The sequence below is a fragment of the Streptomyces sp. NPDC001450 genome (assembly GCF_053597295.1).
The window spans coordinates 61,875-81,861 of sequence record NZ_JBSFHY010000017.1; the positions used below are offsets into that span (position 1 = coordinate 61,875).

The following is a 19,987-nucleotide window of genomic DNA, read 5'->3' on the forward strand; positions in this document are numbered from 1 at the left end:
CCATGAGCAAGATCCTTATCCGTGGTGCGAAGGTGCTCGGCGGCGAGCCGCAGGACGTGCTGATCGACGGCGAGACGATCGCCGAGGTGGGCGTCGGTCTCAGCGCCGAGGGCGCAGACGTCGTCGAGGCCGGCGGGAAGGTGCTGCTGCCGGGCCTGGTCGACCTGCACACCCACCTGCGCGAGCCGGGCCGCGAGGACTCCGAGACCGTGCTGACCGGCACGCGCGCGGCCGCCTCCGGCGGCTACACCGCCGTGTTCGCCATGGCCAACACCTTCCCGGTCGCCGACACCGCCGGTGTGGTCGAGCAGGTCTACCGGCTCGGCCAGGAGCACGGCTACTGCGACGTCCAGCCCATCGGCGCCGTCACCGTCGGCCTGGAGGGCAGGAAGCTCGCCGAGCTGGGCGCGATGCACGAGTCGGCCGCCGGGGTCACCGTCTTCTCCGACGACGGCAAGTGCGTGGACGACGCCGTGATCATGCGCCGGGCGCTGGAGTACGTGAAGGCCTTCGGCGGTGTCGTCGCCCAGCACGCGCAGGAGCCGCGCCTCACCGAGGGCGCCCAGATGAACGAGGGCGTCGTCTCCGCCGAGCTGGGCCTGGGCGGCTGGCCGGCCGTCGCCGAGGAGTCGATCATCGCCCGGGACGTGCTGCTCGCCGAGCACGTCGGCTCCCGCGTGCACATCTGTCACCTCTCGACCGCGGGTTCGGTGGAGATCGTCCGCTGGGCCAAGTCCCGCGGCATCCAGGTCACCGCCGAGGTCACCCCGCACCACCTGCTCCTCACCGACGAGCTGGTGCGCACCTACAACCCCGTCTACAAGGTCAACCCGCCGCTGCGCACCGAGCGGGACGTGCACGCCCTGCGCGAGGCGCTCGCCGACGGCACCATCGACATCGTCGCCACCGACCACGCCCCGCACCCGCACGAGGACAAGGACTGCGAGTGGGCCGCAGCCGCCATGGGCATGGTCGGTCTGGAGACCGCGTTGTCAGTGGTCCAGGAGACCATGATCGACACCGGGTTGCTGGACTGGGCCGGCGTCGCCGACCGCATGTCCGTCAAGCCGGCGCAGATCGGACAGGCCACCGGTCAGGGCCGTCCCGTCTCGGCTGGTGAGCCCGCCAACCTCACCCTCGTCGACACGGAATACCGTGGCTCGGTGGACCCCGCGGGCTTCGCCTCGCGCAGCCGCAACACCCCGTACGAGGGACGCGAGCTGCCGGGCCGTGTCACCCACACGTGGCTGCGGGGCAAGGCCACGCTCGTCGACGGGAAGCTCACGTGACACCTGTAATCCTGCTGGCCGAGGCGCAGAAGTCGGCCGAGGTCACCGACTGGCCCGCCCGCATCGGCTGGCTGATCGGCCTCGCCCTCTTCGTCGCGCTCATCTACTGGCTGATGCGCGAGGGCTGGAAGTGGCGCGGCACGCTCCAGGGTGACCTGCCCGAGCTGCCCAGCGCGCCGGAGGAGCCCGGCGAGGCCAGACTGACGATGAGCGGCCGCTACCACGGCTCGACCACGGCCGGGCAGTGGCTGGACCGCATCGTGGCCCACGGCCTCGGCACCCGCAGCCGGGCCGAGCTCACCCTCACGGACGCGGGCCTGGAGGTCGTACGCCCCGGGGCGACCGACTTCTTCGTCCCCACCGCCGCGCTGCGCGGGGCCCGGCTCGACAAGGGCATCGCCGGCAAGGTCCTCACCGAGGGCGGCCTGCTGGTGGTGACCTGGGCCCTCGGGGACAAGCTGATCGACTCCGGCTTCCGCTCCGACCACGCAGCCGAGCACACCGAGTGGGTCGGCACCCTCAACCAGATGACCAACGACACGGAAGGCGCACGATGACGACCTCCACCAGGGGAGCTGCCAAGGTTCCCGCCGTACTCGTCCTGGAGGACGGCCGCACCTTCCGCGGCCGTGCCTACGGGGCCGTGGGGGAGACCTTCGGCGAGGCCGTGTTCTCCACCGGTATGACCGGTTACCAGGAGACCCTCACCGACCCGTCGTACGACCGCCAGATCGTCGTCGCGACCGCCCCGCAGATCGGCAACACAGGCTGGAACGACGAGGACGACGAGTCGAGCCGCATCTGGGTCTCCGGCTACGTCGTACGCGACCCGGCGCGCGTGCCGTCCAACTGGCGGGCCAGGCGCTCCCTGGACGACGAACTGGTCGCGCAGGGCGTGGTCGGCATCTCCGGGATCGACACCCGCGCCCTCACCCGCCACCTGCGCGAGCGCGGCTCGATGCGCGCCGGCATCTTCTCCGGCGAGGCCATCGCCCCCGAGGCCGACCTGCTCGAGCGTGTGCAGGCCCAGCCGCACATGAAGGGCGCGAGCCTCTACGAGGAGGTCGCGACCAAGGAGGCGTACGTCGTTCCCGCGATCGGCGAGAAGCGCTTCACCGTCGCCGCCATCGACCTCGGCATCAAGGGCATGACCCCGCACCGCATGGCCGAGCGCGGCATAGAGGTGCACGTGCTCCCGGCGACGGCATCCGTGGACGACGTCTACGCCGTCGACCCGGACGGAGTCTTCTTCTCCAACGGACCCGGTGACCCGGCCACGGCCGACGGCCCGGTGGCCCTCATGTCCGCCGTCCTGGAGCGCAGGACGCCGCTGTTCGGCATCTGCTTCGGCAACCAGATCCTCGGCCGCGCCCTCGGCTTCGGCACCTACAAGCTGAAGTACGGCCACCGGGGCATCAACCAGCCGGTCCAGGACCGGACGACCGGCAAGGTCGAGGTCACCGCGCACAACCACGGCTTCGCCGTCGACGCGCCGCTCGACAAGGTCAGCGACACGAAGTTCGGCCGCGCCGAGGTCTCGCACGTCTGCCTGAACGACAACGTCGTGGAGGGGCTGCAGCTGCTCGACCAGCCGGCCTTCTCCGTCCAGTACCACCCCGAAGCGGCAGCGGGCCCGCACGACGCCGCCTACCTGTTCGACCGCTTCGTATCCCTGATGGAGGGCCAGCGTGCCTAAGCGCACCGATATCCAGTCCGTCCTGGTCATCGGCTCCGGCCCGATCGTCATCGGCCAGGCCGCCGAGTTCGACTACTCCGGCACCCAGGCGTGCCGCGTGCTCAGGGCCGAGGGCCTGCGCGTGATCCTCGTCAACTCCAACCCGGCGACGATCATGACCGACCCGGAGATCGCCGACGCCACCTACGTCGAGCCGATCACCCCCGAGTTCGTCGAGAAGATCATCGCCAAGGAGCGCCCCGACGCCCTGCTGCCCACCCTGGGCGGCCAGACGGCCCTGAACACCGCCATCTCGCTGCACGAGAACGGTGTCCTGGAGAAGTACGGCGTCGAGCTGATCGGCGCCAAGCCCGAGGCGATCCACAAGGGCGAGGACCGCGACCTGTTCAAGGCCGTGGTCGAGGCCGTCAAGGCGAAGATCGGGTACGGCGAGTCCGCCCGCTCGGTCATCTGCCACTCCATGGACGACGTCCTCAAGGGCGTCGAGCAGCTCGGCGGCTACCCGGTCGTCGTCCGCCCGTCCTTCACCATGGGCGGCGCCGGCTCCGGCTTCGCGCACGATGAGGAGGAGCTGCGCCGCATCGCCGGCCAGGGCCTCACGCTCTCGCCGACCACCGAGGTGCTCCTGGAGGAGTCCATCCTCGGCTGGAAGGAGTACGAGCTGGAGCTGATGCGCGACATGCACGACAACGTCGTGGTCGTCTGCTCCATCGAGAACTTCGACCCGATGGGCGTGCACACGGGTGACTCGATCACCGTGGCGCCCGCGATGACGCTGACCGACCGCGAGTACCAGATCCTGCGCGACATCGGCATCGCCGTCATCCGCGAGGTCGGCGTCGACACCGGCGGCTGCAACATCCAGTTCGCGGTGAACCCCGAGGACGGTCGTGTGATCGTCATCGAGATGAACCCGCGCGTGTCGCGCTCCTCGGCGCTCGCCTCCAAGGCGACCGGTTTCCCGATCGCCAAGATCGCCGCCAAGCTCGCCGTGGGCTACACCCTGGACGAGATCCCGAACGACATCACGCAGGAGACCCCGGCCTCCTTCGAGCCCACGCTCGACTACGTGGTCGTCAAGGCTCCGCGGTTCGCCTTCGAGAAGTTCCCGCAGGCCGACTCCACCCTCACGACCACCATGAAGTCGGTCGGCGAGGCCATGGCCATCGGCCGCAACTTCACCGAGGCCTTCCAGAAGGCGCTGCGCTCGCTGGAGAAGAAGGGCAGCCAGTTCACCTTCGTCGGTGAGCCCGGCGACAAGGACGCGCTGCTGCGCGAGGCCGTGCGCCCCACCGACGGCCGGATCAACACGGTCATGCAGGCCGTCCGCGCCGGCGCCACGCCCGAGGAGGTCTTCGAGTACACGAAGATCGACCCGTGGTTCGTGGACCAGCTCTTCCTGATCAAGGAGGTCGCGGACGAGCTGGCCGCGGCGCCCGAGCTGACCCGCGAGCTGCTCGCCGAGGCCAAGCGGCACGGCTTCTCCGACCAGCAGATCGGTGAGATCCGAGGCCTGCGCGAGGACGTCGTCCGCGAGGTCCGGCACGCCCTCGGCATCCGCCCGGTCTACAAGACGGTCGACACCTGCGCCGCCGAGTTCGCCGCGAAGACGCCGTACTTCTACTCCTCCTACGACGAGGAGACCGAGGTCGCGCCCCGCGAGAAGCCCGCGGTGATCATCCTGGGGTCCGGCCCGAACCGCATCGGCCAGGGCATCGAGTTCGACTACTCCTGCGTCCACGCCTCCTTCGCGCTGTCGGACGCCGGGTACGAGACCGTGATGGTCAACTGCAACCCGGAGACCGTCTCCACGGACTACGACACCTCCGACCGCCTGTACTTCGAGCCGCTGACGCTGGAAGACGTGCTGGAGATCGTCCACGCGGAGTCCCTCGCCGGCCCGATCGCGGGCGTGGTCGTCCAGCTGGGCGGCCAGACCCCGCTGGGCCTCGCGCAGGCCCTGAAGGACAACGGCGTGCCGATCGTGGGCACCCCGCCCGAGGCGATCCACGCCGCCGAGGACCGCGGCGCCTTCGGCCAGGTCCTCGCCGAGGCCGGCCTGCCCGCTCCCAAGCACGGCACGGCCACCACATTCGCCGGCGCCAAGGCGATCGCCGACGAGATCGGCTACCCGGTCCTCGTCCGGCCCTCCTACGTCCTCGGCGGGCGCGGCATGGAGATCGTCTACGACGAGAGCCGCCTCGCCTCCTACATCGCCGAGTCGACCGAGATCAGCCCCTCCCGGCCGGTCCTCGTCGACCGCTTCCTGGACGACGCCATCGAGATCGACGTCGACGCCCTGTACGACGGCGAGGAGCTGTACCTCGGCGGCGTCATGGAGCACATCGAGGAGGCCGGCATCCACTCCGGCGACTCGGCGTGCGCCCTGCCCCCGATCACCCTCGGCGGCTTCGACATCAAGCGCCTGCGCGCCTCCACCGAGGCCATCGCGCGCGGAGTCGGGGTGCGTGGCCTGATCAACATCCAGTTCGCGATGGCGGGCGACATCCTGTACGTCCTCGAGGCCAACCCGCGCGCCTCCCGTACGGTCCCCTTCACCTCGAAGGCGACCGCGGTGCCGCTCGCGAAGGCCGCCGCCCGGATCTCGCTGGGCACGACCATCGCCGAGCTGCGCGCCGAGGGTCTGCTTCCGGCCAACGGCGACGGCGGCGAGCTTCCGCTCGACGCGCCGATCTCCGTCAAGGAGGCCGTCATGCCGTGGTCGCGCTTCCGCGACATCCAGGGCCGCGGCGTCGACACCGTCCTCGGCCCGGAGATGCGCTCCACCGGCGAGGTCATGGGCATCGACTCCGTCTTCGGCACGGCGTACGCCAAGTCGCAGGCGGGCGCCTACGGCCCGCTGCCCACCAAGGGCCGCGCGTTCATCTCGGTCGCCAACCGCGACAAGCGCTCGATGATCTTCCCGGCCCGCGAGCTGGTCGCGCACGGCTTCGAGCTGCTCGCCACCTCCGGCACGGCCGAGGTCCTCAAGCGCAACGGCATCAACGCCACGATCGTGCGCAAGCAGTCCGAGGGCACCGGCCCGAACGGCGAGCGGACCATCGTCCAGCTCATCCACGACGGCGAGGTCGACCTCATCGTCAACACCCCGTACGGCACCGGCGGCCGCCTCGACGGCTACGACATCCGTACGGCCGCGGTGGCCCGCTCCGTACCGTGCCTGACGACCGTCCAGGCGCTCGCGGCGGCCGTCCAGGGCATCGACGCCCTCAACCACGGTGACGTGGGCGTCCGTTCGCTCCAGGAACACGCGGAACACCTGACCGCGGCCCGCGACTAGCAGCCCCGAGGGGGACACCGAAAACGGTGTCCCCCTCGGGGGTCTGGGGGGTGCCCCCCCCAGAAAGCACAGCATGAGGACACCATGTACAAGATCTTTTTCAGTCTCGTCTTCAAGCGCATGGACCCCGAGAAGGCCCACTACCTGGCCTTCCGCTGGATCCGCCTCGCCGTCCGCATCCCCGTGCTGCGCACCTTCGTGGCGGCCGCCCTCGCGCCCCGCTACAAGGAGCTGCGCACGGAGGCCTTCGGGCTGCGCATGCACGGCCCCTTCGGCCTCGCCGCGGGCTTCGACAAGAACGCCGTGGCCATCGACGGCATGTCGATGCTGGGCTTCGACCACGTCGAGATCGGCACGGTCACCGGTGAGGCGCAGCCCGGCAACCCCAAGAAGCGGCTGTTCCGGCTCGTGGCGGACCGGGCGCTGATCAACCGCATGGGCTTCAACAACGACGGCTCGCTCGCCGTCGCGGCCCGTCTGGCCACGCGCGAGCCCGTCTTCACGACCGTCGTCGGCGTCAACATCGGCAAGACCAAGGTCGTCCCGGAGGCGGAGGCCGTCGGCGACTACGTGAAGTCGGCCGAACGCCTCGCGCCGTACGCCGACTACCTGGTCGTGAACGTCTCCTCGCCGAACACGCCCGGCCTGCGCAACCTCCAGGCCACCGAGGCGCTGCGCCCGCTGCTCACCGCCGTACGCGAGGCCGCCGACCGTACCGTCGCCAACCGGCGCGTTCCGCTCCTGGTGAAGATCGCGCCCGACCTCGCGGACGAGGACATCGACGCGGTCGCCGACCTCGCCGTGGAGCTGGGCCTGGACGGCATCATCGCCACCAACACCACCATCGCGCGCGAGGGCCTCGGTCTGAAGTCCGTACCCTCGCTGGTGAAGGAGACCGGCGGACTCTCCGGCGCGCCCCTGAAGGCGCGCTCCCTGGAGGTCCTGCGCCGCCTGTACGCGCGCGTGGGCGACCGGATCACCCTGGTGGGGGTCGGGGGCATCGAGACCGCCGAGGACGCCTGGCAGCGCATCCTGGCCGGTGCCACGCTGGTCCAGGGGTACAGCGCCTTCATCTACGAGGGCCCCTTCTGGTCCCGCGCCATCCACAAGGGCCTCGCCGCGCGTCTGCGCACCAGCCCGTACGCCACCCTCGCCGACGCGGTCGGCGCCGACGTGAGGAAGCCCGCATGACCTCCCTCGAGCCCTTCGGCGCCCGTCTGCGCCGCGCGATGGACGAGCGCGGCCCTCTCTGCGTAGGCATCGACCCGCACGCCGCCCTGCTCGCCGAGTGGGGCCTGAACGACGACGTGGCCGGTCTGGAGCGGTTCAGCCGCACGGTCGTCGAGGCGGTGGCCGACCGGGTCGCCGTCATGAAGCCGCAGAGCGCCTTCTTCGAGCGGTTCGGCTCGCGCGGTGTCGCCGTCCTGGAGAAGGCGGTCCAGGAGGCCCGTGCGGCCGGCACCCTGGTCGTGATGGACGCCAAGCGCGGTGACATCGGCTCCACCATGGCCGGGTACGCCGAGGCATTCCTGCACAAGGACGCCCCGCTGTTCTCCGACGCCCTGACCGTCTCGCCCTACCTCGGCTACGGCTCGCTCAGCCCGGCCGTCGCGCTGGCCCGGGAGAGCGGCGCCGGACTCTTTGTGCTGGCCCTCACTTCGAACCCGGAGGGGCCGGAGGTCCAGCACGCGGTCCGCGCCGACGGGCGCAACGTGGGCGCGACCATGCTGGCCCACCTGGCCGCCGAGAACGCGGGTGAGGAGCCGCTGGGCTCCTTCGGGGCGGTCGTCGGCGCCACGGTGGGCGACCTGTCGTCGTACGACCTCGACATCAACGGCCCGCTCCTCGCGCCCGGTGTCGGCGCTCAGGGCGCGACGGCGGCCGATCTTCCCAAGGTCTTCGGGTCGGCGGTGCGCAACGTCGTCCCGAACGTGAGCCGGGGCGTGCTGCGGCACGGTCCCGACGTCGGGGCACTGCGCTCGGCCACGGAGCGCTTCGCGGAGGAGATCAGGGCCGCCGTCAGCGGCGGCTGAGATCCCCGCCGGGGCGTTCCCATGGACGGCACCAGGGCGATTTGAATGTGAATACATCCTCAAATCGAGGGCAGTATGTCTGAAATGTCCGACCTGACGGCGGCTGACCAGTACTTTTCCGCTGTTCTCGCTGACTCTGGCGGACTTGCCCGCTAGTCTCCGAGCAGAGTGAACGGGCAAAGCGTGTTGCTCGTAGCTCCCCAGGTGTGGGGCGACTAGGTTCCTCACCGGTCCGTATCCGACAGTTCGACATCCGAGGTGACGTAGGCGTGGCTCTTCCGCCCCTTACCCCTGAACAGCGCGCAGCCGCGCTCGAAAAGGCCGCCGCGGCTCGCCGGGAGCGGGCCGAGGTCAAGAATCGACTCAAGCACTCCGGCGCCTCCCTGCACGAGGTCATCAAGCAGGGCCAGGAGAACGACGTCATCGGCAAGATGAAGGTCTCCGCCCTGCTCGAGTCCCTGCCGGGCGTGGGCAAGGTCCGCGCCAAGCAGATCATGGAGCGTCTGGGTATCTCCGAGAGCCGCCGCGTGCGCGGTCTCGGTTCGAACCAGATCGCTTCCCTGGAGCGTGAGTTCGGCAGCACCGGTTCCTGAGTCCGGCTCCTGCCGGACCGGGCGTCCCGGGCACCCCGGGATTGCTGGAATAATCGCTGCATGAGTGAACGTCCGCGGCTGACCGTGCTCTCCGGCCCTTCGGGGGTCGGCAAGAGCACGGTCGTCGCCCATATGCGCAAGGAACACCCGGAGGTCTGGCTCTCGGTGTCGGCCACCACCCGCAAGCCGCGCCCCGGCGAGCGGCACGGAGTCCACTACTTCTTCGTCACCGACGAGGAGATGGACAAGCTGATCGCCAACGGCGAGCTGCTGGAGTGGGCCGAGTTCGCCGGCAACCGCTACGGCACGCCGCGCGCGGCCGTGCTGGAGCGGCTGGAGAACGGCGAGCCCGTGCTGCTGGAGATCGACCTCCAGGGCGCCCGGCAGGTCCGTGACTCGATGGCCGACGCCCAGCTGGTGTTCCTGGCTCCGCCCTCCTGGGAGGAGCTGGTGCGCAGGCTCACCGGCCGGGGGACCGAGCCGCCCGAGGTCGTCGAGCGCCGCCTGGAGGCGGCGAGGACCGAGCTGGCGGCGGAGCCGGAGTTCGACGTGACCTTGGTCAACACCTCCGTCGAGGACGTGGCGAGCGAGCTGCTAGCCTTGGTGGACGTTGTGTGATCGTGACTGCCGTCCGCCAGCGGGCGCCGGCCGGTCACACCGACTGAATCTTTCCCATCCATCGGAAGGTAGAGCGTGTCCTCTTCCATCACCGCGCCCGAGGGCATCATCAACCCGCCGATCGACGAGCTTCTCGAGGCCACCGACTCGAAGTACAGCCTCGTGATCTACGCGGCCAAGCGTGCCCGCCAGATCAACGCGTACTACTCGCAGCTCGGCGAGGGTCTCCTCGAGTACGTCGGTCCGCTCGTCGACACCCACGTCCACGAGAAGCCGCTCTCGATCGCCCTGCGCGAGATCAACGCGGGTCTGCTGACCTCCGAGGCCATCGAGGGCCCGGCGTAGTAGTACTTTCAGATCGCGGTTGACTTATCCACAGGCCCGGCAGTGCTCCTGCCGGGCCTGTGGTGTGTGATGGTCTCGTAGGGTTCCGAGCCGGGGAGAGACGACGGTGGACAAGCCGAGGGTCGTACTGGGGGTCAGTGGCGGGATCGCCGCGTACAAGGCCTGTGAGCTACTGAGAAGGTTCACGGAATCGGGTCACGACGTGCGCGTGGTGCCCACCGACTCCGCGCTGCACTTCGTCGGTGCCGCCACCTGGTCCGCGCTGTCCGGCAACCCGGTCTCCACCAAGGTCTGGGACGACGTCGACGAGGTCCCGCACGTCCGCATCGGCCAGCAGGCCGACCTGGTCGTGGTGGCCCCGGCGACCGCCGACATGCTCGCCAAGGCCGCCCACGGCCTGGCCGACGACCTGCTGACCAACACGCTCCTCACCGCCCGCTGTCCGGTCGTCTTCGCGCCCGCGATGCACACCGAGATGTGGGAGCACCCCGCCACCCAGGAGAACGTGGCCACGCTGCGCCGCCGTGGCGCCGTCGTGATCGAGCCCGCGGTCGGCCGCCTCACCGGTGTCGACACCGGCAAGGGGCGGCTGCCCGACCCGGCGGAGATCTTCGAGGCCTGCCGCCGGGTGCTGGCCCGTGGCGTCACCGAGCCCGACCTCGCGGGCCGCCACGTCGTCGTCTCGGCCGGCGGCACCCGCGAGCCGCTCGACCCGGTCCGCTTCCTCGGCAACCGCTCCTCCGGCAAGCAGGGCTACGCCCTCGCCCGCACGGCCGCGGCGCGCGGCGCCCGGGTGACCCTGATCGCGGCCAACACCGGCCTGCCCGACCCGGCCGGTGTGGACGTCGTTCCGGTGGGCACCGCCGTGCAGATGCGTGAAGCGGTCCTCAAGGCCGCGGCGGACGCCGACGCCGTGGTGATGGCCGCGGCCGTCGCCGACTTCCGTCCGGCGGCGTACGCCGCCGGAAAGATCAAGAAGAAGGACGGCCAGGACCCCGACCCGATCGTCCTGGTGCGAAATCCGGACATTCTCGCCGAGATTTCGGCCGAGCGCGCCCGCCCCGGACAGGTCGTCGTCGGCTTCGCGGCGGAGACGGACGACGTCCTCGCCAACGGCCGCACCAAGCTCGCCCGCAAGGGGTGCGACCTCCTCGTCGTCAACGAGGTGGGGGAGCGCAAGACGTTCGGTTCGGAGGAGAACGAGGCCCTTGTCCTGGGCGCCGACGGCAGCGAGACCCCCGTACCGAACGGTCCGAAGGAGGCCCTCGCGGACGTCGTCTGGGACCTCGTGGCCGCTCGTCTCGGATGATCCCGTTCCGCTGTTCGGCCCCGTCTGATTCAGCCGATCGGCGTCTTCCCGCCACATGACATTCCCCACGACAATGTCGCGTGGCGGCCCTGGCCAAGCCCGCTCGGCATTGTGCAGAATGCCCGTGCCGCAGGTCACAGCGCTCCCGAGAGGCGAGACAGGTGGGCCGGCGGCCGAGTGCGACCGATAAACTGTTGTCGGACGATGCCGGGCGCAGCCCCCGCGTGGTCCGCCAATGATCAGCCAGCAGCCGCTGCAACCCCAGGGAGCGTTGTGTCCCGTCGCCTGTTCACCTCGGAGTCCGTGACCGAGGGTCACCCCGACAAGATCGCTGACCAGATCAGCGACACCATTCTCGACGCGCTTCTGCGCGAGGACCCGACCTCCCGGGTCGCGGTCGAGACCCTGATCACCACCGGCCTGGTGCACGTGGCCGGCGAGGTCACGACCAAGACCTACGCGGACATCGCGACTCTGGTCCGCAACAAGATCCTCGAGATCGGCTACGACTCCTCGAAGAAGGGCTTCGACGGCGCTTCCTGTGGTGTGTCGGTGTCGATCGGCGCGCAGTCCCCGGACATCGCGCAGGGCGTGGACACGGCGTACGAGACCCGGGTCGAGGGCGACGAGGACGAGCTGGACCGGCAGGGCGCGGGCGACCAGGGCCTGATGTTCGGTTACGCGTCCGACGAGACGCCGACCCTGATGCCGCTGCCGATCTTCCTGGCGCACCGCCTGTCCAAGCGCCTCTCCGAGGTCCGCAAGAACGGCACCATCCCCTACCTGCGCCCGGACGGCAAGACGCAGGTCACCATCGAGTACGACGGCGACAAGGCCGTCCGCCTCGACACCGTGGTCGTCTCCTCGCAGCACGCCTCCGACATCGACCTGGAGTCGCTGCTGGCCCCCGACATCCGCGAGTTCGTCGTCGAGCCCGAGCTGAAGGCACTCCTGGACGACGGCATCAAGCTGGACACCGAGGGCTACCGCCTGCTGGTCAACCCGACCGGCCGTTTCGAGATCGGCGGCCCGATGGGTGACGCCGGCCTCACCGGCCGCAAGATCATCATCGACACGTACGGCGGCATGGCCCGCCACGGCGGCGGCGCCTTCTCCGGCAAGGACCCGTCCAAGGTCGACCGCTCCGCCGCCTACGCGATGCGTTGGGTCGCCAAGAACGTCGTGGCGGCGGGCCTGGCCTCCCGCTGCGAGGTCCAGGTCGCCTACGCCATCGGCAAGGCCGAGCCGGTCGGTCTGTTCGTGGAGACCTTCGGCACGGCCAAGATCGACGCCGAGAAGATCGAGAAGGCGATCGACGAGGTCTTCGACCTTCGCCCGGCCGCCATCATCCGCGACCTCGACCTGCTCCGCCCGATCTACTCCCAGACCGCGGCGTACGGCCACTTCGGCCGCGAGCTGCCCGACTTCACCTGGGAGCGCACGGACCGAGTCGACGCCCTGCGCAAGGCTGCTGGGCTGTAAGCCCGCACAGTTCTCTCGCCGAGGCCCGGTCTCCCTTCGGGGGCCGGGCCTCGGCGTGTGCGCCGTCATTCGGCGCGCGCGAGCCGGATCCGGCGCAGCACCCGGTCGATCTCCACGATCCTGACCGCCAGCTCCTGCCCCTCGCTCACGACCTGTCCGTCCAGGTCCGACTCATGGACCAATCCCTGTGCGGCCTCGCCGACCAGTACGAAGACGCCGAACGGGACCACCTTGGTCACCGGTCCCGCCACGACGTCTCCCGTGCCCGCGCTGAGTCTGTCCCAGGGGTCTTCCTGGAGGGCCTTGAGCGAGACGACCACCTCCCCCTGGTGCGTGTCGATGACGACCACCTCGCCGGTGACCCGCTGTCCGGGCCGGACCGCCTCCTCCGGGTGATCGATGGGCGACCAGGTCAGGTCGGGGACGCGGATGAAGCCCGTCCCCGGATAGGCAGGGTGCGCGGGCTCCCCGTCCAGCCGGACGAAGACCCCGAAGTTGTGCACGGCGGCCACGGTGCCCGTGACGACGTCCCCGCGCCGTGTGCTGCGCAGATACCGGTACAGGGCCTCGTCCTCGCACGCCTTGGCGGAGAGCGTGACCTGGCCGCTCTGCTCGGTGACGCCGAACACTTCGGCGGTGATCCGCTGCCCGAGCGAGACCACCTCCCTGGGGTCCTCGAACGCGGCCCACGAGAGGAGATGCCGAGGGATGCATCCGGCCGGCGCCTGCGGATCGTCCCCGTCGAGCTGTACGAGCACGTCGCCGAAGCCGGCCACCGTGCCGGCCCTGGCCTCTCCGTCGGGGAAGGCCGCGAGGCGTTCACGGAGGCGTTCGAGCGGGTCGGGAGCGGGTTCGGTCATGGCCCCGAGCCTAGGCACGGGCGTCCGTTGTCGGTGCCGTTTGGTAAGAATGCAAGCGTGAGCAGCGAGAACGGGCCGGGGGACGGCGGGGGCGCAGGGGCGCCGCCGGAGCAGCTCGCGTTCATTCGGGAGAGCGTGCGGGGGGCCAAGATGCCCCGGGCCAAGCCGCGGACGTGGCGGGGGGCCGCGCTGGCCAAGGAGCTGCCCGTCGCGCGGGTGCTCGTGGACAAGGGCGTGCTGCATCTCGACCGGTACTTCGACTACGCCGTGCCGGAGGAGCTGGACGCCGAGGCGCAGCCCGGGGTGCGGGTGCGGGTGCGGTTCGGAGCCGGACGGCATCGGGTGCGCGAGGGGCGTCGCGAGGGTGGCGGGCTCATCGACGGGTTTCTCATCGAGCGGCTGGCGGAGTCCGAGTACTCCGGGCCGCTGGCCGCCCTCGCCCAGGTCGTGTCGCCCGAACCCGTGCTGAGCGAAGAGCTGCTGGGGCTCGCGCGGGCCGTTGCCGACCGGTATGCCGGGAGCCTCGCCGACGTGCTCCAGCTGGCCGTGCCGCCGCGCAGCGCGCGGGCCGAGGGGCGGCCGTCGCCCGCGCCCCTGCCACCGCCGGCCGCGCCCGAGACCGGGTCGTGGGCGCGGTACGAGCACGGGGGTGCCTTTCTGGAGTCGCTGGCCTCCGGGGGAGCGCCGAGGGCGGTGTGGAACGCGCTGCCGGGCCCGCTGTGGAGCGAGGAGCTGGCCCGGGCCGTCGTCGCGACGCTCGCCTCGGGACGCGGCGCGCTCGTCGTCGTACCGGACGGCCGGGCCGCCGCCCGGGTCGACGCCGCGCTGACCGCGCTGCTCGGCGAGGGCCGGCACGCGCTGCTCACCGCCGACGCCGGGCCCGAGAAGCGGTACGCGCAGTGGCTCGCGGTGCGGCGGGGGAGCGTGCGGGCCGTGGTCGGGACGCGGGCGGCCATGTTCGCTCCGGTGCGGGATCTGGGGCTCGTCGCCATCTGGGACGACGGGGACGACAGCCATAGTGAGCTGCACGCTCCTCAGCCGCATGCGCGGGATGTGCTGCTGCTGCGGGCAGCCCTGGACAAGTGTGCATTTCTGCTGGGCAGTTGGAGCTGCACCGTCGAAGCCGCGCAACTCGTGGAGAGCGGCTGGGCGCGGCCGCTGGTCGCCGGGCGGGAGCAGGTACGGCGGGCAGCGCCCCTGGTGCGGACCGTCGGGGACGACGACCTCGCGCGTGACGAGGCCGCCCGCGCCGCCCGGCTGCCCACCCTCGCCTGGCAGGCGGTCCGGGAGGGCCTGCGGCACGGACCGGTGCTGGTCCAGGTGCCCCGGCGGGGGTACGTGCCGCGCATGGCGTGTGCCCAGTGCCGGGCGCCCGCCCGCTGCCGGCACTGTTCCGGCCCGCTGGAGGCGCAGGACGAGGGGGCGCTGCGCTGCGGCTGGTGCGGGCGCGAGGAGGCGGCCTGGCACTGCCCCGAGTGCGGGGGCTTCCGGCTGCGCGCCCAGGTGGTCGGGGCGCGGCGGACCGCCGAGGAACTGGGGCGGGCCTTTCCCGCCGTACCCGTGCGTACGTCGGGGCGTGAGCATGTGCTGGACACCGTGCCGGGCACACCGGCGCTGGTCGTGAGCACCCCGGGAGCCGAGCCGGTCGCCGAGGGCGGTTACGCGGCCGCCCTGCTGCTGGACGGCTGGGCCATGCTCGGGCGGCCCGACCTGCGGGCCGGTGAGGACGCGCTGCGCCGGTGGATCGCGGCCGGGGCGCTCGTACGGCCGCAGGGAGAGCGGGGGACCGTCGTCGTCGTGGCCGAGCCGACCCTGCGGCCCGTGCAGGCGCTGGTGCGGTGGGATCCCGTGGGGCATGCGGTGCGGGAGCTGGCGGAGCGGGCCGAACTCGGGTTCCCGCCGGTGTCCCGGATGGCGGCCGTGTCGGGCCAGGCCGAGGCTGTCGCCGAGTTCCTGCGCGCTGTCGAACTGCCGCCGGACGCCGAGGTGTTGGGGCCGGTTCCGGTGCCGCCCACGCTCCCCGGGCGACAGCGCAGGCCCGGGGCGCCGCCGCCTGGTGAGCACTGGGAGCGGGCGCTGGTGCGAGTGCCGCCGGGGACCGGGGCCGCGCTGGCCACCGCCCTGAAGACGGCTCAGGCCGCGCGCATGGCGCGGGGCGGCGGAGAAGCGGTGCGGGTGCGGATCGATCCGCCGGACATCGGGTGACCGCCGCGACGGGGGGCGCTGCGGCCCGGCATACGGCTGCCCTCCCGGAGATCGCCCGGGAGGGCAGGGTGCGGGCGTCGGCCGTCGCGTCAGCCGTTGCGCGGGCCGGGGAAGGCCGTCGGCCTGGCGTCGTCGCGCAGCGTCGGGCTGCCCGCGGTCGGCTGGGTCGGCATGGAGCGGGCCGCGGGCACCGTCGGCACCGTGGGCAGGCTGGGCAGGCCGGCGCTCACGTTGAGCGTGCGGGTGCCGGTCGGCTCCGCCGACCGCTCGGTCTCGGCCGCCGCCTGGGCCGCGGCGCGGCGGGCGCCGTAACGGCGGTGCACCGCCTGCTTGGTGACCCCGAGCGCAGAGCCCACCGCGTCCCAGGAGAAGCCGAGTGAGCGGTCGAAATCCACGGCGGCCGTGACGAGGGTTTCCACACTGTCCCGGAGTTCCTGGGCGAGGCGGACCGTCGGGGCGGGGGCACGTCCGTAGACGACGAAGCCCGTGGAAGGGCCGGAGCGGCGCGGGCGGTAGACGTTGCCCAACTGGGCGGTCAGCGTGCGCAGTGCGTCCACCTGCCGGCGGACCCGCTCGATGTCCCGCACCAGCAAGTGCAGGCTGGCCCGGGCCTGGGCGTCGTGGGTTGCGTGGTCGGCCATGAACAAGCCTCTCGAACCGGCGTTGAAAGGAATTGGGCCGGTAAAGCGGCCCGATGTTGTCAACTCTTTCTTGACCAACGCGTTTGCGCTCCGCTGGTCACGGGGTGGGGGCGTACAGGCATATGCGTACGCCTGTCTCCCACCCGCGCACCCCCGAATCCAGTTGGCAGAGAAGCCGAGCGACCTGTGGGGTGCTCGGCGGCGGCTTTTCCCTCCGTGGTCGGCGGCTCCTCGTCGTAGACCTCGTCATAGACTTGTGCGTTGCCCGTCCGACCCCGCCCGAGAGGCCCCAACCCACCCATGAAGCTCGTCTTCGCCGGTACCCCCGAGGTCGCCGTTCCCGCTCTGGACGCTCTCATCGCCTCCGGGCGGCACGAGGTGGCCGCCGTCGTCACGCGGCCCGACGCGCCGGCCGGGCGGGGGCGCAGGCTGGTCGCGTCGCCCGTGGCCGAACGGGCGGAGGAGGCCGGGATCGAGGTGCTGAAGCCGGTCAGGCCCAGGGACCCGGAGTTCCTGGAGCGGCTGAAGGAGATCGGTCCGGACTGCTGCCCCGTCGTCGCCTACGGCGCCCTGCTGCCCAAGGTGGCCCTGGACATCCCGGCGCAGGGCTGGGTCAACCTGCACTTCTCACTGCTGCCCGCCTGGCGCGGGGCGGCCCCCGTGCAGCACTCCATCATGGCGGGCGACGAGATCACGGGGGCGTCCACCTTCCTCATCGAGGAGGGGCTCGACTCGGGTCCGGTGTACGGCACCGTCACCGAGGAGATCCGGGCCACCGACACCAGCGGGGACCTGCTCACCCGGCTCGCGTTCGCGGGTGCCGGGCTGCTCGCCGCGACCATGGACGGCATCGAGGACGGCACGCTGAAGGCCGTACCGCAGCCGGGGGAGGGCATCACCCTCGCGCCGAAGATCACCGTCGAGGACGCCCAAGTGGACTGGGCCACGCCCGCACTGCGGGTCGACCGGGTGGTGCGCGGCTGCACGCCGGCGCCGGGCGCCTGGACCACCTTCCGTGCCGAGCGGCTCAAGCTCATCCAGGTCACGCCCGTGCCCGGGCGCACCGACCTCGTCCCGGGGCAGCTCGCGGTCGGCAAGAACAGCGTGCACGTGGGCACCGGGTCGTACGCCGTCGAGCTGCTGTGGGTGCAGGCACAGGGCAAGAAGCCGATGCGGGCCGCCGACTGGGCGCGCGGGGTGCGCATCGCCGACGGCGAGCGGCTCGGGAGCTGAGGCCCGCACGCCTGAGCCGAGCCCCCGGAAGGCGGGGGTGGCGGTGTTCCGACGTACGCTGGGAACCGCACCCCCTTCTTCACATCCGGAGCACCTTTTTCGTGAGCGAGCAGTCCCGGCGGCCGCGCAGGCCGGCCAAGCCCTACCGTCGTCCCCAGAAGGACCCCGTCCGCATCCTCGCGTTCGAGGCGCTGCGCGCGGTGGACGAGCGGGACGCCTATGCCAACCTCGTGCTGCCGCCGCTGCTGCGCAAGGCACGCGAGAAGGAGGGACCCGAAAAGTTCGACGCGCGGGACGCCGCCCTCGCCACCGAGCTGGTGTACGGGACGCTGCGCCGCCAGGGGACGTACGACGCGGTCATCGCCGCGTGTGTCGACCGGCCGTTGCGGGAGGTCGACCCGCCGGTGCTCGACGTGCTGAGCCTCGGTGCCCACCAGCTGCTCGGGACGCGGATTCCCACGCACGCGGCCGTGTCCGCCTCCGTGGAGCTGGCCCGGGTGGTGCTCGGGGACGGGCGGGCCAAGTTCGTCAACGCCGTGCTGCGCAAGGTCGCGCAGCACGATCTCGACGGGTGGCTGGAGAAGGTCGCGCCGCCCTATGACAACGATCCCGAGGACCACCTCGCCGTGGTGCACTCGCACCCCCGCTGGATCGTCTCCGCGCTGTGGGACTCCCTCGGCGGCGGGCGGGCCGGGATCGAGGATCTGCTGGAGGCCGACAACGAGCGGCCCGAGGTGACCCTGGTGGCACGGCCGGGGCGGGCCACCACCGAGGAGCTGCTCCGCGAGGACGCCGCCGTGCCGGGGCGCTGGTCGCCGTACGCCGTACGGCTCACCGAGGGTGGTGAGCCGGGTGCCGTCGAGGCCGTGCGCGAGAGCCGGGCCGGTGTGCAGGACGAGGGCAGCCAGCTGGTCGCGCTCGCGCTGGCGAACGCCCCGATCGACGGTCCTGACGAGAAGTGGCTCGACGGCTGCGCCGGTCCCGGCGGCAAGGCCGCACTGCTGGCCGCCCTCGCCGCCGAACGCGGGGCCGCGCTGCTCGCCTCCGAGAAGCAGCCGCACCGGGCGGGCCTGGTGGCGAAGGCCCTGCACGGCAACCCGGGGCCGTACCAGGTCATCGCCGCCGACGGGACCAGGCCGCCGTGGCGGCCCGGCACCTTCGACCGCGTCCTGATGGATGTGCCGTGCACCGGGCTCGGCGCCCTGCGGCGGCGCCCCGAGGCCCGTTGGCGGCGGCGTCCCGAGGACCTGGACAGCTTCGCGCCGCTCCAGCGCGCCCTGCTGCGCACCGCTCTGGACTCGGTGCGCGTCGGCGGGGTCGTCGGCTACGCGACCTGCTCGCCGCACCTCGCCGAGACCCGGGCGGTCGTCTCCGACGTGCTCAAGCAGTACCCGGAGGCCGAGCTGATCGACGCCCGGCCGCTGCTGCCCGGCGTCCCCGCGCTCGGCGAGGGACCGGACGTGCAGCTGTGGCCGCATCTGCACGGCACCGACGCGATGTACCTGGCGCTCATGCGCCGCACCGGCTGACGGCACCGGCGGCCGCCGCCGGGAGGTGCGGTCGGCCGCCCCCGCTTACGCTCGGGGTGTCCCGACACGGTGGGGTCGCCATGGTCCTCGATCTGCTGGTGATCGCCCTTGCCATCACGCTGGATCCGCTGCCGCTCACCGCGTTCGTCCTGGTGGTGGCTTCGGCGAAGGGCGTGTGGAAGGGACTCGTCTTCATCCTGAGCTGGCTGGCGTGCCTGGTCGCGGTGATCGCCATCGTCCTGGCCCTGACCGGTGGACATCCGCCGGCACCGAAATCGGCGCCGTCGACGGCCGCGCTCGCGGCGAAGCTGGCGATCGGAGTGGGGTTCGTCGTCTACGGCGAACGCCGACGCCGACAGATGGTGGCCGAACGCGCCCACCGTCGCGCACCGGAGCAGCCGGGCCTGACGTCCGAAATCGACCGCAGCACGGTGTGGACCTCGGCGGGCCTGGCGGTGCTGCTGCAACCGTGGGGCATGGTCGCGGCGGCAGCGACGACAGTGGTGTCCGCGGACCTGTCCCACCCGGCGACCTGGCTGGTCCTCTTCGGCTTCTGTGTGCTGGCCACGGCGAGTCTGCTGGCCATCGAGCTGTACGTGGTGTTCGTGCCGGAGCAGGCCAAGCCCCGGCTGCTCCAGCTGCGCGCCTGGATGAAGGCCCACCAGCAGCAGGCGATCGTGATCCTTTGTCTGGGCCTCGGACTCTGGCTCACAGGGAAGAGCATCTACCAGCTCACCGCGTGAAATCCCTCCCGGCCGGTTGACCACAGGGTGCCCACACACCTCATACAAGTATGATGAACGGTCTCACCTGTGGACCGGCGCGAACATCAGTGCCCCGGACATGGCAGGCT

At 71.5% G+C, this 19,987-nt stretch carries 17 protein-coding genes; 15 read left to right on the forward strand and 2 right to left on the reverse strand.

Annotation, left to right across the window (positions count from 1 at the left end):
- Window positions 1–2 precede the first annotated feature (2 nt).
- The 11 genes from ACWC5O_RS20330 to metK all read left to right on the forward strand — a co-directional run bounded on the left by ACWC5O_RS20330 (window position 3) and on the right by metK (window position 12,666).
- Window positions 3–1,289, forward strand: coding sequence for a dihydroorotase (locus ACWC5O_RS20330; protein ID WP_450588682.1), 1,287 nt, complete (start codon window positions 3–5; stop codon window positions 1,287–1,289).
- Window positions 1,286–1,846, forward strand: coding sequence for a PH-like domain-containing protein (locus ACWC5O_RS20335; RefSeq protein WP_450588684.1), 561 nt, complete (start codon window positions 1,286–1,288; stop codon window positions 1,844–1,846). Before ACWC5O_RS20330 ends, ACWC5O_RS20335 begins: the two co-directional genes overlap by 4 nt.
- Window positions 1,843–2,985 (forward strand): glutamine-hydrolyzing carbamoyl-phosphate synthase small subunit, encoded by a 1,143-nt coding sequence (carA, locus tag ACWC5O_RS20340; RefSeq protein ID WP_450588686.1) that lies wholly within the window; start codon window positions 1,843–1,845, stop codon window positions 2,983–2,985. Before ACWC5O_RS20335 ends, carA begins: the two co-directional genes overlap by 4 nt.
- Window positions 2,978–6,286, forward strand: coding sequence for a carbamoyl-phosphate synthase large subunit (gene carB, locus ACWC5O_RS20345; protein ID WP_450588688.1), 3,309 nt, complete (start codon window positions 2,978–2,980; stop codon window positions 6,284–6,286). Before carA ends, carB begins: the two co-directional genes overlap by 8 nt.
- A gap of 84 nt (window positions 6,287–6,370) precedes the next feature.
- The gene (locus ACWC5O_RS20350; RefSeq protein ID WP_450588690.1) at window positions 6,371–7,477 is read left to right on the forward strand and encodes a quinone-dependent dihydroorotate dehydrogenase; all 1,107 of its coding nucleotides are present in this window, start codon (window positions 6,371–6,373) and stop codon (window positions 7,475–7,477) included.
- Complete coding sequence (pyrF, locus tag ACWC5O_RS20355; RefSeq protein WP_450588691.1) at window positions 7,474–8,319, forward strand: orotidine-5'-phosphate decarboxylase; 846 nt, start codon at window positions 7,474–7,476, stop codon at window positions 8,317–8,319. Before ACWC5O_RS20350 ends, pyrF begins: the two co-directional genes overlap by 4 nt.
- A gap of 269 nt (window positions 8,320–8,588) precedes the next feature.
- The gene (locus ACWC5O_RS20360; RefSeq protein WP_003977346.1) at window positions 8,589–8,912 is read left to right on the forward strand and encodes an integration host factor; all 324 of its coding nucleotides are present in this window, start codon (window positions 8,589–8,591) and stop codon (window positions 8,910–8,912) included.
- Window positions 8,913–8,972: 60 nt separating this feature from the next.
- Window positions 8,973–9,530 (forward strand): guanylate kinase, encoded by a 558-nt coding sequence (gmk, locus tag ACWC5O_RS20365; protein WP_450588693.1) that lies wholly within the window; start codon window positions 8,973–8,975, stop codon window positions 9,528–9,530.
- 75 nt (window positions 9,531–9,605) lie between these two features.
- Window positions 9,606–9,875: a DNA-directed RNA polymerase subunit omega gene (gene rpoZ / locus ACWC5O_RS20370; RefSeq protein WP_023842852.1), complete on the forward strand. Its 270-nt coding sequence runs from the start codon at window positions 9,606–9,608 to the stop codon at window positions 9,873–9,875.
- Between the two features lie 106 nt (window positions 9,876–9,981).
- Complete coding sequence (gene coaBC, locus ACWC5O_RS20375) at window positions 9,982–11,184, forward strand: bifunctional phosphopantothenoylcysteine decarboxylase/phosphopantothenate--cysteine ligase CoaBC (protein ID WP_450588695.1); 1,203 nt, start codon at window positions 9,982–9,984, stop codon at window positions 11,182–11,184.
- A gap of 273 nt (window positions 11,185–11,457) precedes the next feature.
- The gene (gene metK / locus ACWC5O_RS20380) at window positions 11,458–12,666 is read left to right on the forward strand and encodes a methionine adenosyltransferase (RefSeq protein ID WP_450588696.1); all 1,209 of its coding nucleotides are present in this window, start codon (window positions 11,458–11,460) and stop codon (window positions 12,664–12,666) included.
- A gap of 65 nt (window positions 12,667–12,731) precedes the next feature.
- Here the strand turns inward: metK and ACWC5O_RS20385 are convergent, their stop codons facing one another.
- Window positions 12,732–13,526 carry a S1 RNA-binding domain-containing protein gene (locus ACWC5O_RS20385; RefSeq protein WP_450588697.1) on the reverse strand — a complete coding sequence of 265 codons (795 nt, stop codon included), beginning with the start codon at window positions 13,524–13,526 and terminating at the stop codon, window positions 12,732–12,734.
- A gap of 57 nt (window positions 13,527–13,583) precedes the next feature.
- Between ACWC5O_RS20385 and ACWC5O_RS20390 the strand changes: the two genes are divergently transcribed.
- Window positions 13,584–15,731 (forward strand): primosomal protein N', encoded by a 2,148-nt coding sequence (locus ACWC5O_RS20390; protein ID WP_450588699.1) that lies wholly within the window; start codon window positions 13,584–13,586, stop codon window positions 15,729–15,731.
- 89 nt (window positions 15,732–15,820) lie between these two features.
- On the opposite strand, the gene ACWC5O_RS20395 is transcribed toward ACWC5O_RS20390, so the two are convergent.
- Window positions 15,821–16,372: a hypothetical protein gene (locus ACWC5O_RS20395; RefSeq protein WP_450588701.1), complete on the reverse strand. Its 552-nt coding sequence runs from the start codon at window positions 16,370–16,372 to the stop codon at window positions 15,821–15,823.
- Window positions 16,373–16,672: 300 nt separating this feature from the next.
- On the opposite strand from ACWC5O_RS20395, the gene fmt reads away from it, so the two are divergent.
- The 3 genes from fmt (at window position 16,673) to ACWC5O_RS20410 (ending at window position 19,877) form a co-directional block, all read left to right on the forward strand.
- Window positions 16,673–17,605 carry a methionyl-tRNA formyltransferase gene (gene fmt, locus ACWC5O_RS20400; RefSeq protein ID WP_450588703.1) on the forward strand — a complete coding sequence of 311 codons (933 nt, stop codon included), beginning with the start codon at window positions 16,673–16,675 and terminating at the stop codon, window positions 17,603–17,605.
- 101 nt (window positions 17,606–17,706) lie between these two features.
- A complete protein-coding gene (locus ACWC5O_RS20405; protein ID WP_450588704.1) occupies window positions 17,707–19,134 on the forward strand; it encodes an RsmB/NOP family class I SAM-dependent RNA methyltransferase in 1,428 nt (475 codons plus the stop codon).
- Window positions 19,135–19,214: 80 nt separating this feature from the next.
- The gene (locus tag ACWC5O_RS20410) at window positions 19,215–19,877 is read left to right on the forward strand and encodes a GAP family protein (protein ID WP_450588705.1); all 663 of its coding nucleotides are present in this window, start codon (window positions 19,215–19,217) and stop codon (window positions 19,875–19,877) included.
- Window positions 19,878–19,987 lie beyond the last annotated feature (110 nt).

What these genes read in the sequence shown, in the direction of transcription:
- ACWC5O_RS20330 (WP_450588682.1), top strand. Translation starts at nt 3, where the DNA reads ATGAGCAAGATCCTTATCCGTGGTGCGAAGGTGCTCGGCGGCGAGCCG.
- carA (WP_450588686.1), top strand. Translation starts at nt 1,843, where the DNA reads ATGACGACCTCCACCAGGGGAGCTGCCAAGGTTCCCGCCGTACTCGTC.
- ACWC5O_RS20350 (WP_450588690.1), top strand. Translation starts at nt 6,371, where the DNA reads ATGTACAAGATCTTTTTCAGTCTCGTCTTCAAGCGCATGGACCCCGAG.
- pyrF (WP_450588691.1), top strand. Translation starts at nt 7,474, where the DNA reads ATGACCTCCCTCGAGCCCTTCGGCGCCCGTCTGCGCCGCGCGATGGAC.
- gmk (WP_450588693.1), top strand. Translation starts at nt 8,973, where the DNA reads ATGAGTGAACGTCCGCGGCTGACCGTGCTCTCCGGCCCTTCGGGGGTC.
- ACWC5O_RS20385 (WP_450588697.1), bottom strand. Translation starts at nt 13,526, where the DNA reads ATGACCGAACCCGCTCCCGACCCGCTCGAACGCCTCCGTGAACGCCTC.
- ACWC5O_RS20395 (WP_450588701.1), bottom strand. Translation starts at nt 16,372, where the DNA reads ATGGCCGACCACGCAACCCACGACGCCCAGGCCCGGGCCAGCCTGCAC.
- fmt (WP_450588703.1), top strand. Translation starts at nt 16,673, where the DNA reads ATGAAGCTCGTCTTCGCCGGTACCCCCGAGGTCGCCGTTCCCGCTCTG.
- ACWC5O_RS20410 (WP_450588705.1), top strand. Translation starts at nt 19,215, where the DNA reads ATGGTCCTCGATCTGCTGGTGATCGCCCTTGCCATCACGCTGGATCCG.